This window comes from Xanthocytophaga agilis, from assembly GCF_030068605.1.
GTDB lineage: Bacteria > Bacteroidota > Bacteroidia > Cytophagales > 172606-1 > Xanthocytophaga > Xanthocytophaga agilis.
The window spans coordinates 68564-86063 of record NZ_JASJOU010000002.1 but is presented as its reverse complement, the minus strand read 5'-3'; the positions used below and the strand labels follow the sequence as shown (position 1 = coordinate 86063).

General features: G+C 36.9%; 9 protein-coding genes. 5 read left to right on the top strand and 4 right to left on the bottom strand.

Going from position 1 to position 17500, the window contains the following annotated elements; all coding sequences use genetic code 11:
* Positions 1 to 418: 418 nt before the first annotated feature.
* Positions 419 to 1903, top strand: a complete 1485-nt coding sequence (locus QNI22_RS07005) for a TonB-dependent receptor (RefSeq protein WP_314509924.1) — start codon at positions 419 to 421, stop codon at positions 1901 to 1903.
* 33 nt (positions 1904 to 1936) lie between these two features.
* Complete coding sequence (locus QNI22_RS07000; protein ID WP_314509923.1) at positions 1937 to 2428, top strand: dihydrofolate reductase; 492 nt, start codon at positions 1937 to 1939, stop codon at positions 2426 to 2428.
* Between the two features lie 11 nt (positions 2429 to 2439).
* On the opposite strand, the gene QNI22_RS06995 is transcribed toward QNI22_RS07000, so the two are convergent.
* The 3 genes from QNI22_RS06995 to QNI22_RS06985 form a co-directional block, all read right to left on the bottom strand.
* Positions 2440 to 3270: a DUF4846 domain-containing protein gene (locus QNI22_RS06995; RefSeq protein ID WP_314509922.1), complete on the bottom strand. Its 831-nt coding sequence runs from the start codon at positions 3268 to 3270 to the stop codon at positions 2440 to 2442.
* A 90-nt stretch (positions 3271 to 3360) separates the two neighbouring features.
* Positions 3361 to 4470 carry an SPFH domain-containing protein gene (locus QNI22_RS06990; protein WP_314509921.1) on the bottom strand — a complete coding sequence of 370 codons (1110 nt, stop codon included), beginning with the start codon at positions 4468 to 4470 and terminating at the stop codon, positions 3361 to 3363.
* Positions 4471 to 4641: 171 nt separating this feature from the next.
* The gene (locus QNI22_RS06985; RefSeq protein WP_314509920.1) at positions 4642 to 9207 is read right to left on the bottom strand and encodes a translocation/assembly module TamB domain-containing protein; all 4566 of its coding nucleotides are present in this window, start codon (positions 9205 to 9207) and stop codon (positions 4642 to 4644) included.
* Between the two features lie 313 nt (positions 9208 to 9520).
* Here QNI22_RS06985 and tsaD point away from each other — a divergent pair, with 313 nt between their 5' ends.
* Positions 9521 to 10519 carry a tRNA (adenosine(37)-N6)-threonylcarbamoyltransferase complex transferase subunit TsaD gene (tsaD, locus tag QNI22_RS06980; RefSeq protein WP_314509918.1) on the top strand — a complete coding sequence of 333 codons (999 nt, stop codon included), beginning with the start codon at positions 9521 to 9523 and terminating at the stop codon, positions 10517 to 10519.
* A gap of 130 nt (positions 10520 to 10649) precedes the next feature.
* Here tsaD and QNI22_RS06975 read toward each other — a convergent pair whose 3' ends face one another.
* Entirely contained in the window at positions 10650 to 11732 is a 1083-nt protein-coding gene (locus QNI22_RS06975) for a hypothetical protein (RefSeq protein WP_314509917.1), read from the bottom strand.
* Between the two features lie 314 nt (positions 11733 to 12046).
* Here QNI22_RS06975 and QNI22_RS06970 point away from each other — a divergent pair, with 314 nt between their 5' ends.
* Both QNI22_RS06970 and QNI22_RS06965 read left to right on the top strand, forming a co-directional pair.
* Positions 12047 to 13282 (top strand): DUF3667 domain-containing protein, encoded by a 1236-nt coding sequence (locus tag QNI22_RS06970; RefSeq protein WP_314509916.1) that lies wholly within the window; start codon positions 12047 to 12049, stop codon positions 13280 to 13282.
* A gap of 281 nt (positions 13283 to 13563) precedes the next feature.
* Positions 13564 to 17250 carry a hypothetical protein gene (locus QNI22_RS06965; RefSeq protein ID WP_314509915.1) on the top strand — a complete coding sequence of 1229 codons (3687 nt, stop codon included), beginning with the start codon at positions 13564 to 13566 and terminating at the stop codon, positions 17248 to 17250.
* Positions 17251 to 17500: the final 250 nt, after the last annotated feature.

The window sequence follows — 17500 nt, the reverse complement described above, 5'->3', positions numbered from 1 at the left end:
TATGAGTCAGGTAGTAGATTCAGAAATAGAAAGTTTTTAACCCAGATAACACAAAGTAACACAAAGTAATCATTTAAAGTACTACCTGTGTAAGGTGTTGAATAAGAATACCCGATATTTTGCAGATGGTTTATTGCATATTGCAAATCATAAATAAAATCTGTATATATAAAAGAAGTTATGTGTATTAGGAATAACATATACTTAAAAATCAGTATATTATAGTAAAAAATGCGATATTGCAGCTCTAATGCCTTGGATATAAAGGACAACGATACTTAATAATATCCGATTCGTATTTCCATCTTTTCTTTTACTCACAAAAAAGAAAGTTTGTATATGGAATACATCACATCTCAGGTTCTTTCGTTATAAAAATATACTAGTATTTGGAATACTATTTCAAACCTGCAAAAATATGTACTACGATAAAAATCTTGGAACCAGACAAAAAGCACTGAAAGTTAATCTGGACCGCCGAATCTATGGATCATTTGCTGAGATTGGTGCTGGTCAGGAAGTAGCCGCTCAGTTTTTTAAAGCTGGAGGGGCTTCCGGAACAATCGCGAAAACAATTTCTGCATATGATATGACGTTTAGTGACGCGATCTATGGGGTAGAGGAGAGCGGAAGATATGTAGTAGAATCTCGTTTGACTAAGATGCTACATCGCGAGTATAATCTGTTGCAAATGCGGTTAAATGAAAAAAGAGGGGCTGAGTCTACCTTTTTTGCCTTTGCTGATACTGTAGTTGCATTAAACTATCAGAAAACGAATGAGGGGCATGGATGGATTGGCCTGCGGTTTCAACTACAACCAGGAGCCCCTTACAATGACGTGATTATGCACGTTAAAATGCTGGATACTGAGAACTTATTGCAACAACAGGCGCTAGGAGTGGTAGGTGTGAATCTGATATACGGTTGTTATTATTATTATAAATCTCCAGAGACATTGTTGTTATCCCTGATGGATGATTTATCGCCTGAACGATTGGAGATTGATATGATTCGTTTCACAGGACCTGATTTTGTCAATGTCGATAATCGGTTGATGAGTCTTTATCTGGTAAAGAACGGATTTACAAATGTGGCTTTGTTTGGACCAGACGGAAATGTATTGCAACCATCAGAAGCATTATACAAACGTAATATTGTTTGTATAAGAGGACGCTTCAGACCTGTAACCCATGTGAATCTGGATATGTTGGAGAATGGTGTGAAGCAGTTTCTGGAAGATCCGGAAGTGAATCCTGAGAAGGTAGTAGTATTGTCGGAGCTTACTCTCCACAACCTGAAGCATGGACAGGAAATCGATGAAAAGGACTATATGGACCGGGTGAATATTCTGGCGTCTCTCGGACAAACAGTTATGATCTCTAACTATCAGGAGTATTATAAACTGGTAGCCTATCTGTCAAAGATTACAAAGTTGAAGATTGGTCTTATCTTAGGAATGAGTAATCTGGAATATATCTTTGAAGAAAAGCACTATGAATTTTTGCCTGGCGGTATTCTGGAAGCTTTTGCGACTTTGTTTAGCCGCAAGGTAAAACTATATGTATATCCGATGATGCAGCCCGATGGTAAACTATATTCCTGCACTGATTTTACGTTGCCTCCCAATCAGATTGACTTGTTTGAATACTTGTTAGCCAATAATAAACTGGAAGCTATTCGTGATTTTGATGAAAATCTGCTTCATATCATTTCTGATAACGTATTGGCTATGATTAAAGACGGAATAGATGGCTGGGAAATTATGGTACCGACCCAGGTTGCCCGTATTATCAAAGAACGAAACCTGTTTGGTTATACCAGTAAAACACATTATACCAATGTTTCAGAGATCGTAGCACCTGCTTCTGAAAATGAAAGCAACGACCCAAGTTTTTCATTTTAATTAGTCTCTGAATCTACTCGAATACTAATAGTTGTGATCATTTCTCTTATTGCTGCAATGGATCTGAACAGGGCAATTGGCTACAAAAACCAGTTGCCCTGGAAGCATTTACCCGCTGATTGGGATAATCTGAAAAAGGTAACTGCTGGAAAAAAGATGATCATGGGACGGAGAAGTTATGAGTCCCCGGATCGTCTTTGGTCTGAGGCTGGCAATGTTGTCATTACAAGGCAACCAGATTATCAGACGGATAAGGGATTTTTAGTTGCTGACACTCTGGAAAAAGCACTCCAGTTGGTTGGAGATGTGGATGAAATCTTTATCTTGGGAGGGGAGGAGATCTTTCGTATAAGTCTACCTTTAGCAGATAGAATTTATCTGACTATTGTAAAAGGTACCTTTCAGGCAGATGCCTTTTTTCCGGAATTTATAGTAAGTGATTTCCAGATAATACAACATGACGATCATCAGGCAGATTCTGAGAATCCCTATGATTATACATTTATCATTTATGAGCGGAAGTAGATCATAAATACCTAAAAACGTTTAAGCTGGTTTGGTTCAAATGTCCATTCCGGTGTGATTAAGTCTCCTGCAAAGTTTGTGTTATACCAGGGGCTCATTTCTGAATCAGTTGGATTGCGCAGAATTTGGGTTTCCTGTGCAGGCATGTAACTTTGGGCTAGCAGAAATACTTTTTCTCCTGTTTTTTTATTCTGAGCCATATCTACAACAATAACAGCATGTCCAGGTGAGCCTCCTTTAATAAATACATCACCTATTTGAATATTCTGTACAGAGGGAACAGTTTGTAACTCCTTACTGAGTGAAAGAGTACCTGCATACATGAAAACCAAATCCATGTATTGACGGAATGTAGAATAACTATAGTCTTTTTTCGCCTTTTTAGTCCAGATCACTTTATTCCCTTTGACAGACGCACGATAGCCTTCTGCATATTGAGTATACAAAACATTATCACCATTGGTAAAATGAAAATGGATATCTGCATACTTTTTCTGCTGGTAAAGATGTTCAGCACGTAATCGCATTACAGCATCTGCGCATTGTTGCAAATCCTGAGTGCCAATTTCCATGTCTACTACCCCAATGTAGACATTGGCATTCTGTTTTGTACTTCCATTGTAATACTTAACAATTGAGCCATGATGCTTTAGCGGTAGATTTTGAAGATAATTGGCAAAAGAACCTGCCTGTGTTGTAAGTCTTTCGAAACCTGTGGGAGGAGTAAATCGTGTAGCAATAGTTTTACCTTGTGTAGAAACATATTGATCTCTGACTTGGCTATAAGATGATTGTATAAGGAGAATGAATAAACAAAGAGTTGGCAGGATTCGAATAAACATAGCCTAAGCAGGTAAATTATAAATACCTACATACGATTTCGAGTATAATTTCCAAATCGTATGAAGGTAACTTTAAAAGAATAAGAATGATTAACCTGGAAGTGGAGGAGGCATTGATGCGAATAATGGAGATACGTCTGCCACCTCATGTGCTTTTTGCCAGGCTGCCATGCCTTGTTTCCACACCAACGTCTCACGAGTTAATGCGCCTTGCTGAGCCATTTCTTTCAATTTGTTCATATCAAATGGTCCCTGTTGTTGTCCATTAACAGCGATGAAGAAAGTTGCAGATGCAGGAAGTGGAGGTGGAGTTCCTCCTGCATTTGAGTTCACATTACTAAAGCTTTGCTGGTTCAGATTCATGTTCTGCGCCATTTGATTTGCCATGGCAAAGCCCATACCCATAGACGCTGCATCTGTTCCTGAACCTCCTTTTTCAAGACCATTTGCCATCTGAAATTGTGTATAGGCATTAAGATTACCTATAACACCCATACTGGTGCGTTTGTCGAGTGCTGCTTCAACTTCTGGTGGTAACGAAATGTTCTCTACCAGAAGCTTGGTAACCTTTAGCCCATATTCATTGAAATCATCATGGATGCGTTCAGTGATAAATTTAGATAGTTCATCATAATTACTTACCAGATCCAATGCAGGTATTTTTGCTTCTCCTAATATGTCTGCAAAACGGCTGGCAATCACATTGCGTAATTGCTCATTGATTTCGTCCATATTGAAATCTCCATCTGTTCCAACAATTTCAGTCAGAAAGCGGGTAGGATCTTCGGCATTGACACGAAATGCATACGTTCCGAATGCACGTAATCGCATAGGTCCAAATTCCTGATCTCGTAGCATGAGTGGATTTTTGGTACCCCATTTCTGATTGGTAAACTGTTTGGTATTGATGAAGTATACTTCTGCTTTGAATGGACTATTGAATCCATATTTCCAACCACGCAGAGTGGATAAAATAGGCAGGTTTTGTGTAGTGAGTTCGTAAGTACCAGGCTTGAATATATCAGCAACTTTCCCTTCATTGAGAAATACCGCAATCTGAGATTCCCGTACAATCAATTTCGCTCCATTCTTAATCTCGTTCTGATAGCGTGGAAAGCGCCATACCAATGTGTCATTGGTAGGATCAAGCCACTCAATAATATCAATAAATTCATTGGTTAGTTTATCCCAGAGTCCCATGATAATAATGATTTAAAAGTGAATGAGTATCAGATTTTCATTAATTGAAACAGAAATATATGCCTGCGTGGCAAGATACTATTTTTAATGTTAATCGGAATAGGAAGAAAAGGTAAACTCTCAATCACACTCTTTACTAGCAGTTTGATGACAGTAATGTACATAAAAGGATTATTTCTGTTGTCGGTTACTGTTTAACTGAGAGGTAGATGGGGGTACTTTATTAGGAGTTTCACTCTCTGCAGGTTTTTCTGGCTCACTGCGTTCTTTACGTTTAGAGTGAAATAACTCCCATAACGAGTTAAAACTTTCTGTGTGTAATAAGCTAAATCCTGCTACTACACCTGTAGTAGTAGTAGATGTTGTTCCGAGTATATTCTGAGAGTTGCGGTTAAACATCTTTACACGCAACGATCCGCTCTTATTTAAAATATACTCAATAGTCCAGTCACCTATTACACTCACTGCTCGTGCTGTTGGGTCTGTGGTACTTTGTACAGTGGTAAATCCTCCATCTCGTGTGATACGCAATCTTCCATCCAGCAGTGCATAACTTAATCGTAGTTGGAGTGCATTCCATGCATCCGAATCCAAGCCATTGAGGTTGAGGTCTACTTCCAGATTTTCATTTACCTGAGATGCCCAGTAACTGAGTTGATTGGTAAGAAGCTCACTAATACTACTGGTGACTGTACCTTGCCCCAGCCCACTAAAGTTTTCAGCAGAAAGTCTTTGTAAGATCAGAAGACTGAACACTTGCTTATTGAGCTCTTGTTCATTTACAGAGATACGGTTTTTGAAATCCATCACATTCACATAAAACTGTGAATTCTGAGGGAAATTTTTAAAGTCTATACCCAGTCCGATTTTTGGAGATAAAAGATTACCAGTTAGTCTCATTTGCACAGTTACCGGATAATGCTTACGGGCTTCCATCTGCTCCTGCGCCGAAAGTTTATTTACATCACTGGTAATAATAGGTAGAATAGAAGCTGACTGTGTATAGATAGCATTAATATCCAGAATACCACCATAAGGATCTCCTGACCAAGAGACAGTTCCTCCAGGTTCAATAGTAAATGCCTTATTAACAGCATTCAGAAGGGTAAAGTTATAAGCCCCTTTATTGATTGTATAGTTACCAAACATGCGGAAATCTCCTTTCGTATCAATTTCCATTCTGATACGTCCACTCCCATTTCCACGTATGATGTCACCGGCTTTTTCATCAAAAATGATTTCGCACCATGCATCTGGGGTAATATCAAAATTAAAATCCATTAACACACCTGTAAGATCGACCTGTTCTCTTTTGTCTTTTTCGGTTAGGGTTGCAGATGGTTTTGTCTTGGTCGCAAAACTGATAAAATCCTGTTGGGAGATAGTACGCGTGTCGGAGATTGGAATTGCTATTTTTGTTCCCTTATTACTTCGTGCATTGGCTCGTATGGTTAAATTTTCAATAGCACCCAGCAAAGACAAATCTCCAGTTACATAGGCTGTTCCATAGAATAGATCATTATCTTTTAATGTCGTGTTCAAAACCTTAAAGTTCCGCATACGACCTGTGAGGCTTAATACGAAATTTTTGAAACCATCATGAAACACACCACCATTGATTAATGCAATATTTTCATCTTCATCCCGGAGTTGCAGATTCTTAACTCCGATTTCATTGCGGCTAAAATGAACTTTATCATCAAAGTAATAGAATGTGTTCAAATAGTTATAACGGAACCTTCCATTATAAACATTGACCTCGCCACTGAGTATAGGTGTAGTAATAGTTCCTGTTAAGCTTAATGTTCCACTAGCTGTACCACCCAAACGGGATACCTGTTCCTTAAAAAAAGGTTCTAATATTTCCAGGTTAGCTCTATCCAGAATAATCTGCATATCCATTGCATTTTCTGCAGCTTGTGGATTATATATTCCATACAAGCGTACAATTCGTTGATCCATGCGATAGACCTGATAATTTGCATTAATATTCTGTGTTTCCTCATTCCAGTGTGATTCTCCGATAATATCACCTACCAGAAATTTGTCGACAACCAGTTCCTCAATGGTAAGCTCACTTTCAATACTTCTGTTTTTATAAAAATCTTTGATTTCAATAAATCCATTAACGGCTCCTCCCAGTTCATGGTCAACAAGCGGATTGAGAGCCTGAAGTCCAAATTCTTTCAAGGAAAGACGTAATGCTTTTGTTGAATCTTCAGAAAGCGTTCCGTCTAAACTAATAAATTGATACTGGTTTGTAAATTGGAGATCATTAAAATTGATATTACGATTTTGGATAGTAATCAGGTTAGTAGTATCTATATGCCATACATTTTTAAAAATCTGAAAATGCGAAGGCTTAAACTTTAAGCTAATCTGATCAGACTGGAATTCGACATCACCACGCAGATCTGCATAATTAGAATTGCTGGACTGCTGTATCTTACTCGAAAATTCAATATGTTTTCCATTCCATACAGCTTCTAACGCCATATTCTCAGTTTGTGTAGCACCAATTTTCTGCTTTTTAGATTGCAGATAGGTTACAGCTAGAACTGTTGTTGAATCTGATAGTTTTGAGCTGTTGACATCTACTTCATTAGTATAGAAAATATTATTTTTATAGGAGAGAGTATCAATGGTAGAATGCAGAGATACACGAGCAGAACGGCCCTGTGAAAATGAACCTTCTATCGTTGTATTTCGTGATATAGACCAGTCTGGGTAAAACATAAGTAATACTGGATTAATATCCCTGAGAAACACATTGTAATCCAGACTATAACGTGGTCCTTTGTTTTTCTCCTTACTGCTATAATATCTCTTAATCTCTTTTGCGTTATTACTAAAATTGAGTTGGTATTCTTTTATCAAGTTCTGAAAGTCTGTACTTAGACGTGTAAAGTCAAAATTACCTTCAGCATCTATATTGGCGAAGCTGGAACGAATATTGAAAATTCGCTGTCCTGAATCTTTAACTGAATGTATTTGTAACGAATCAATAACAAGATCTTTATTATTATAGAGTACATAGCCGTTTGTAAAAATGGCATCACCTACAATATCATCAAGTTTCAGCCCCCGACTGTTGATGTGAAGTTGAGTACGGATGGTAGCATCTTTAGAGGTAAGATTCAATGCTTTCAGGTCAGCTTTCTGAAGATCTGCCTCAATATTGACTAAATTGTGGTTATTTCTCAGATCTATTTCTCCTTTGGCATCAAATATAAGATTGGTATCTTTTATAGATAGACTACCATTAAATTGTTGTTTGCTTAATTTACCATCTACTGTAATAGCATTGTAGTCATATGATTTATAACCCAGCCGACTAATATTAGCTTTTAGTTGCAGATTGGCATCTTTCATTTTAAGACCCTCACCTTCAATTTCTCCATCCATATCGAGATGTTGAACTACTTTAGGCTCTCCTAAAAATGCTCCTAAGTCAAAGTTTCGTGTGGTTAGATGTCCTTTGTAAGCTGTATTGGTTTTATTTTTCAGGTTAATATCTGAAATAATTGTTCCCAAGTCTGTATCAAAGGTGCCATTGGCAACAAAGTCTTCTGGGAAACCTAAGAATTTACCTGATAAGCGAATTGTACCAAATTTTCGAGATGTCCGAAACGACGAACTATCAAGATACTGTTGCAGATCAGTGATAACTATTACAGATGGTTTGAGGTCAAAATCTATTAACGTCTCTTTGAAATTAGGAAGTCCTTCAAAACTAATATTTCCATTGATTCTGCTTTTTTCTCCAAATTGCAGATTGGCATTCCGGAGACGAAATCTTCCTACCAGGCCATTAAAGTGACCCGATACAGACCAATATTCTTCATACCGGTTTAGGTATGGTGCAAACAAAGCCAGATCTTTTGAATAGATACGAGTCTCGTTAAGATCTGCATTCATAAATGTTTTCTCTACAAAGTCACTCAGATCAGCTGGTCTGTCATATTTGAATGCAATACGTTCCCTGATAGTACTATTGCCAATGTCAAGTCTTAACTGGGCAAGTTCTATTATATGTTTAGTATACAGAAAGTTTGTAGAGAGTCTATGAATATCAAGGTTGGTATGATTATCCTGTCCCTGAAGGTTCTCGACAGTGGTTTGGACAGTATCTGCTACAAAACGTAATTGATGTGCTACGGCCTGTATGCTATCAATGGTAAAGTGATAATAATCAAATCCTTCCCGGATAGTGTCTTCGCGTTGATCATTATAGGAGAACTGTACATTATTAAGCCAGGCTTGATCAATCTGAAAAATCGGTGCGGGACCTACCCGTTTGGTTTTTCGTGGAGGATTTAAAATGCTATCAACAGTAGCAACAAATTCGTCTATATTTAATTCGTTTGTTTTTTTACTCTTTATTAATCGAACGTGTGCATTTTTCAGGATTACTTTATCAATGTAAATATTTTTGCCATCGATCAAAGTTGACCATTTAAAATCAACCTGTACTTCTCCTGCCTCAATCATTCGTTGATTTTCGCGATCCAAAATGTTAACATTGCGCAAAACTACATAGTCTGGCCAGCGAATATTGAGATAATCGACATAAATGGGGAAGCCTACCTTATCTGATAAATATTTTGTCGCGTGACCAGCCAGATATGTTTGTACTGTAGTTGTTTGTAAGGCAGCAAGAATCCCCAATACCACTAATAACCATATTGGTATTGAGTAAACAATTCGTGCAATAAATTTCTTAACAAACTGCCACATTCTAGGTATGTACTTTCTATCTGAACTTAAGTCAGTATTTTATTTTTGATGGTTTGTACACAGGGTTATAAAATGGAATACTTTTGTGTTTCTATAGTGCCTGGTTCAAATTTTCTCAGCTAAATCTATAAACGTAGGATATCTCGTATATATTGAATTTTTTACTTTCAAATCTCGTTCCAAGATAACAAATAATGAAAGAAAATAGTATCTTTTTTAGTAAGATACTTATTCATTAAGCTGAATCACAGATGTACCATTTGGACTATATTTCTATTTTATTTCCGAACGGACATACTGACTGTAAAATTATATGATTATTCTTGCTATTGAATCCTCTTGTGATGAAACTTCTGCTGCGGTATTGAAGGATGGAAAAATTCTTTCCAATGTGATTGCTACTCAGGCAATTCATCAAAAGTATGGTGGTGTTGTTCCTGAATTAGCCTCTCGGGCTCATCAGCAACAAATTATTCCTGTTGTTGAAAAAAGCTTAACAGATGCACAAGTAACAAAAAGTGAATTGAGTGCTATTGCATTTACCAGAGGACCTGGATTATTAGGTGCATTATTGGTAGGGACTTCTTTTGCAAAAGCTATGGCTTTAGGGTTAGGTATACCCTTAATTGATGTCCATCATATGCAGGCGCATATTCTGGCTCATTTTATTGATGATCCTCAACCCAAGTTTCCATTTTTGTGTCTGACAGTTAGTGGAGGGCATACACAAATTGTGAAAGTGACAGATTATCTGAGTATGGAGATTATTGGCCAGACTCAGGATGATGCGGTGGGTGAGGCATTTGATAAAACTGCCAAACTATTGAACTTACCTTATCCAGGAGGTCCTCTGATTGATAAATATGCTCAGGTAGGAGACCCACTTCGATTTTCTTTTCCTCAGGTAGAAATGCCTGGATATGATTATTCATTTAGTGGAATAAAAACTGCCTTTATGTATTTTCTGAAAAAAGAAACTACCAGAGATGAAGCCTTTATCAATGAAAATCTGGCTGATATCTGTGCAAGTATTCAGCATACACTAGTCCAGATTTTACTAAGAAAACTAAAAAAAGCGTCTAAGGAAACAGGTATACGTGAAATTGCAATTGCGGGAGGTGTATCCGCAAATAGTGGTCTTCGTAAAACACTTCAGGAAGAAGGCCAAAAATATGGCTGGAATGTATATATTCCCAGATTTGAATATTGTACAGATAATGCAGCGATGATCGCTATAGCTGCTTACTATAAAGCTCTAAAAGGAGATTTCTGTGGGCAGGCGGTTAGTGCTTTGCCTCGTATGACCTGGTAAAAGTAACTTCAGCAGACTTTGTGATATGTATAAAGAAGCCATCAGCAGAAGTAGTCTTATTATCTATGCTGATGGCTTGGAAGAGTTTACATATGCTGATGTATATACAGCTTTCAAGAAAGCTTATCACTTATTTTCCTTTGGGATCAACCTGATATGCCTGACGTTTCTGTTGCATTTTAGAACCAAAAGAGAAGCCTACATGTATATTTGCATAAAATCCTCTGGTTTGTAAAGATGGACGAAAGCCTAGTTCTGCTCCGTATGTCCAAGCAAGCTCACGATTAAACAGTCCTTCCATACCTAAACGAAATCCCAGATGTTTTAGCTTTACATTTGATACCGGATATATCTCATTGAAGAGAATCTGGCTGGTTTCTACCTTTTTATATTGAAAGGTTACATCTTCTACCTGTACAAATGGTGCATAAATAATATCAGCATAAGCTGAGAAGATAAGGTCATTGGTCGCTACATCATATTTTTTAGGCTTAACTACTAGATTGCGGATACGAGTAAGCTGAAAGCCTGTAAATAGGCCCCCGGATTGAACATTAGTATATAACTGCGCATTGGTTTGTAACATATTACCAGTTGAACTAACTAAGTTAACGTTTTGCTTGTCTAACGCATAGCCTAAATTGGTTGAAGAACTCCAGTAATATCCACCTGCTCTAATACCCATTATTTTTCGTACTTTGGATGCTACCTTAATATATTCAGGTACTGATGATGCCCACTTTCTATCACTATATCGATTTGTATATACTACAATCTTCGATTCTCCTGAGGCTTCTTCGTCTTTAAAGTGATAGGTAGCTCCTAATTCCAGATAATAGTATCCATTCAATTTATTGAGTGTGATGCGCGTAGTGTCATCATCGATTTTCATTGAGGCGTTTTTTGTGCCACTAAGTTTTGAAAAATCTGAGAATCGGGCGTAAGTTGTTCGGGCATGTGCGTGAAAATCAAATTTGTTTTTCCAGAAATAATTAACTTGAGCACCAAATCCTACATTAAAGTCTGTGGTAAAGGCATCTACATAAAATGGATAAAAGTTTAACCACATCTTATTGATATCATACGGATCATCAAACTGCAATTCGTACTCGATATCTGTTTTATCTGCTGCTGTTTTACTTTGTGCTTGCAATGTTTGAATTCCACCAGATAAGAAAGCACAGACAATAAGATAAAGTATATTTTTTTTCATATCTATAGCTGATATAATTAGTAAGCTGTTGGGGGTTAATCAACGGTCTAAAATTAACTCCTATCAGGCAGCAGTTTTCTTTAAAATCAGTCGAAAAGTTACGCAGATACAGATTTGACCAACATTTCAGGGGAAAGAAGTGGTTACCTGATGGCTGATGTAGATAAGAGGCTATCAGATATTGATTTTTTTAATGTAGATTTGAGTTCCCACTTATATAGAAAGAAAAATAGCTATGTAAAACATGGGCTATTACAGATAATTGAGTATAATTTTCTGTATGGGGGTACTATGGAAGATACTTACTAGTCTATATGCACGAAACACATCGCAAACAATTTATTTGTCCCAATTGCCAGCATATTTTAAGTGAAGCAGATAACTTCTGTGCACGATGTGGGCAGGAAAACACAACAAAGGTTATTTCTTTTGGTACTTTGGTATATGAAGTTGTCAGTGACTTTGTTTCCTGGGATTCCCGATGGTTTCAGACTGTAGTTCCTTTTCTATTCAAACCAGGGTATCTGACCAATGAATTTATTAGTGGAAAGCGTATGCGATATATGCCTCCTCTACGCTTGTATTTCTTTATCAGTGTGATTTGCTTTTCTATTATAGCTTATTATACTGCCAAGGAGAATAAACATGATGAACGTAAAGAACAAGCTTTGAAACAGGAGCAGGCAGATTCGATCCGAAATGCAGTAATACGGGAGTTGCCAACAGATATTCCTGCCTCTCAAAGAGAACAGATTAAAAATGCATTGCAGAATCTGACATTAAATGAAAAACTGGGAGGATTTATTGATGAAGCTATTAAAAAAGGAAAGAAAGACAGTAGTAATACTAACGAGGATTCACTAAATCTGGATCTTGGAGAAGATTTTATACCTGCTAAAGAAGGAAAGAAAAAGGCGAAGACAAATTTTAAATGGAAACCTGCTGCCAAAAAAAGTAATGATGATAGCAATCAGAATGATGAAGATAAAATTGATGATGACGAAGATGACTCTAGTGGTAAATTTGGCGAGTTAGGCCTGTTAACAAAGCTGGTAAAGAATCCTGCACTATCTGAAAAAGATATATTGGACTCGTTGCGTTGGGAGGACAATTACTGGAATCGGATGAAAATAAACAGATTGTCTCGCTGGACTGATGGAAGTAAGGAGGAGTTTATCGCTGAGATGTGGGATAAGGCTCCCATTTTTATGTTTGTGATGCTTCCATTTATGGCTATGGTAATGAAATTTCTCTATATCAGAAGGAAACGGTTATATATTGAACATCTGATATTTATGTTGCATTTACATGCCTTTATGTTTTTTCTGATTGCTATAGATATTGTGTTGAGTAATGAATTTGAAAACCTTAATCCGAGCGGTATAATTGTTCCTTTGATCTTACTTCATATTTGGGTGGCTTTCTATAAAGTGTACAAGCAGGGATGGTTTCGTACTTCTTTTAAAATATTTACCTTTTTGTTTCTATATTCTATTGTATTCTCTACTCTTGCAATAATTGGTCTGGTAGTAGCTGCTGCTATTTATTAGGATTTATGGTCTTGTTGTTATAAAAATATCATTATAGAGAAATCTTTGTATTATTCCATTTTTTATCGCGTCCAGATTAAACAAAAGAATATATTACTTAGAAAAGGAAAGAAAGGATCTTCTTCTTTCTTTCCTTTTTGAGGGAAAACTTACCTATTTGCTTGATCATTAGTGAGTTCTATTATGCTTGTGTCGAACAGAAATACGTTATCTTCGCAATGCTACAGTATGAATCTGCATCTTTGAAAGATCCTGCATAATAAATTGAAGTTCAAAATCCAATGCACCAGCTACTTAAAACAGAAATACAGGTTTCAAATTTGAAGCTATGTTGGGTGCATGCTATTGGTGGATTTGTATTTTTCCTATTACTATCTTCTCAATCCTATGGGCAGATGTCTACTATCCGTTCCAAATGGGTATACCCACATGGCTTATTTCTGCCTATTGATACATTAAATATCGACCCTGCTTCTATAAAGGTTCTATATCCACAAGATGCTACAATACACACTACCTATTCTGCCACAAAAAATACATTACAATTTACCGGAATTCAGTTACCAGATTCTATATTAATTTCCTATCGTGTACTGCCTTTATTTCTGGCAAAGCCTGTGTATCATAGAGATCCTGATACATATGATAAGGTTGTGTATTTTGGAGGAATTGATCCTAATAGAAGGAATGCAAATAACCAGAGAGAAAAGAGAGAAGAATTTTTTGCTACAAAAGGTGTCCAAAAAACAGGGAGTATTACCAGAGGAATCTCATTTGGGAATTCCCAAAGTGTATTTGTAAACTCTGCCTTAAATCTTCAGTTAGAGGGGCAATTAACTGATGATATTGCTTTGAAAGCTATTATTTCAGATCAAAGTGTTCCTTTTCAACCAGAAGGTAATACACAAACATTACAGGAATTTGATAAAGTGTTTGTTCAGTTAAGATCAAAAAGCTGGCAATTGGCGGCTGGAGATATTGTTTTCCGAAATCCTCTTTGGAAGAATCGGATTTCGGAACCTTCTAGTTTTCTGCGTTATTACAAAAATGTGCAAGGTGTTGCTGCTGAAACGAACTATGAAGCATTAGGAGGAAGAGCTTATACCTCAATGGGACTTGCTGTTTCCAAAGGTAAATTTTTATCTACAGAGGTTACAGTTACAGAAGGTGTACAGGGCCCATATCGTTTAAGAGGAGCCAATAACGAGAAGAATATTATTGTCCTGGCAAACTCAGAACGTGTCTATCTGGACGGACGACTGCTCACAAGAGGTTTTAATAATGATTATATCATTGATTATAACACCGCCGAAATTACTTTCTCCACAACACTTGTCATTACAGCTTACTCAAAGGTTCGTGTCGATTTTGAGTATTCTGACCAGAATTACAGTCGATCTATTTTAACACTTACACATAAACAGGAGTTGGGTAAGTTTACATGGTTTACAAATTATTACAATGAGAAAGACAATCCCAATAAGTCGTTTACACTAGACTTGACTGAAGCTGATAAGATTTTATTGGGTCAAGTAGATAGTAAAGAAACTGCGGGATGGGTATCTGGTGTATCAGTAGTAAGTGAATATTCTGCTTCATTGATCTTGTATAAAAAAGTTGACACAGTATATAATGGAGAATCATATCCGGTATATATAAATACAACTGTTGCTTCAGATAAACTTTATAAGATTCAGTTTGGTGAAGTAGGAGAAGGGAAAGGTAATTATATAAAGTCCAGTACTACACTTAATGGACAGGTGTATAAATGGGTGCCTCCACTAAATGGAGTTCCGCAGGGAAGGTATGATACCTTACAGTCGGTTCCGTTACCTTCTCAAAGACGAATGTTGACAAGTGGATTGGAATATCAGCTAGGTAAAAATGAAACATTATATGGCGAAGTGGCTTTTTCAGAAAGGAATCTAAACCTTTTTTCACAGATAAACCAGCAAAGCAATACTGGAAATGCGTTTAAAATAGGATATACCAATCATGGAAAGGCTATTCCATTTATGCCGAAGTTGGAATGGTGGGGTAATGTGTCCTATGAGCAAGATAGTCGTACATTTTATGCAATAGATCGGTTCAGAGATGTGAATTTTGATAATGATTGGACTCTCACAGATACTACAGCCACCAAAGATCATATTACCAGTGTATTAGTAGGTATACGTAAAAATATTAACTTTAATCAACCTGTTAAACTGAACGGAAATCCGGTCAATGATGAACTGACGAAAGATCTATTAACAACACCTGCTGCTATACCTGCTATTAATCCTGTTCCTTCTTCATCTTTTACTCCGTCAGCTTCCAGTGATCAATTGGTATATCGCTTTAATCATAGAGACCGATCAGGCATTTTAAATGGACATCAGCATCGGTTAGATATTTCTAAGCAGATAAGACGATTACAATTAACTGCCAATGGTTTTTGGATGTATTCCAGACAACAGGAAAAATGGACTGACTGGCAAAGACTGCAAACAATTATAGAATACAAAGGTAAATATTTATCTCCCGGATATGCTTTCAGCATGGATAAGAACCGCATTATAAGCAGAATAATTGCTGACTCTGTTATATCAACTACTACTAACTTTGAGGAAAATCGTTTCTTTCTTCGAAATGGCGATTCATTGAAAGCTCACCTTCAACTCGACTTTGCGTTACGACAGGATTACCTGCCCTTTGAAGGCAGGTTGTATAAAAGTACATTTGCCCGTACTGCGAATATGAAGTTTCTGACTAACCAGAGATCACAAAATACATTACAGCTTAACTTAACCTATCGATTGCTGGAAGTTCAGAATACAAGTCTGGGACTGAAAAATAGTGAAACTATTATGGGGCGGGTAGACTGGAATAGCTATTGGTTAAAAAAGAGTATACGTTCTGAATTTTCTTTAACCAATTCTTCGGGACTAGTACCTAAAAGAGAATATGTTTATTTGCCAGTTCCATTGGGACAAGGCACACATACTTGGAGAGATGATAATGGTGATGGCGTTCAGCAATTGAATGAGTTTTATGAAGCTGTAAACCCTGATGAAAAGCAATATGCAAAATATTTTGTAGCTACCAGTGATTACATTCAGGCATTTGCTCAGAATATGAGTTATAGACTTAATATAACACCGCCGGTGAAGTGGAAAGCTGGCAATAGTATTTTTAGAACGCTTGCCCGTTTTTCATCTGTATCTGCCTGGACAATTAATCAACAGACTACTAATAATGGTTTAGTGAAAAGATTGCTACCTGTTGGACAAGATGTGAGGGCTGCAGATATTGTTTCAGTTCAGGAGTCTTTACGAAGTACATTGTTTTATAATCGGACTAATCCGAAATATGGAGGAGATATCGGATATCTGAAAACTATCTCTAAACAGCTACTTTCAGGGCGTACAGATGATGGTGACAATTTTGAACTGGTACAAAAAACAGAATGGAGATTAAATGCAAAAATGAATCTCAGCAAAGTATTTAGTCTTAAAAATACATTGGTACAAAAACAAACAATTAGTGAGTCTAATTTACTAACAGCCCGCAACTATGAAGTTGTCGGGCGACAGATAAGCCCGGAGCTTGCTTTTCAGCCACTTTCAACTTTCAGAATCGCGGGTGTGTATAGTTATTCTTTTAAGAAAAATGTGCAGAATAAGGAAGTGGATGAGAGTTCACGTATTCATTCTCTTTCTACAGAGGTAAGATGGGCCAGAGCTTCCAAACATACTATAACAACGGCATTACGTTGGGTAAGAATTAACTTCAAGGGTGATGCAAGTACTTCTGTTGGATATGAATTGCTGGAAGCTCTAAGCCCTGGTACCAACTGGACATGGAATCTAAACTGGCAACAGCGACTTGCCAATGGATTACAGGTAAATTTAGGCTATAACGGCCGAAAATCTGGTACCCAGAATGTAGTCCATATTGGCAGCATGCAGGTAACAGCTCTATTTTAATTATGCATTAATTTGCTTTCAGTTCAACTGCCATTTATTAAAAGAGACGGGTCTATACCCAACTATAGGATAGATTGTATAACTAAGTTGATATAAATTAATACAGTCCTTTTTGTGTGTTAGGGAAACAAATAACTATTTTCTCGGAGACAGATTGGTAAATGATAAATATTGGAGAAATCGCAAGTTTATCTTGGAATAATAAAAAAGTTTATTTAGGTTTGTACTTTACCTTTTTCACAAAAAATAA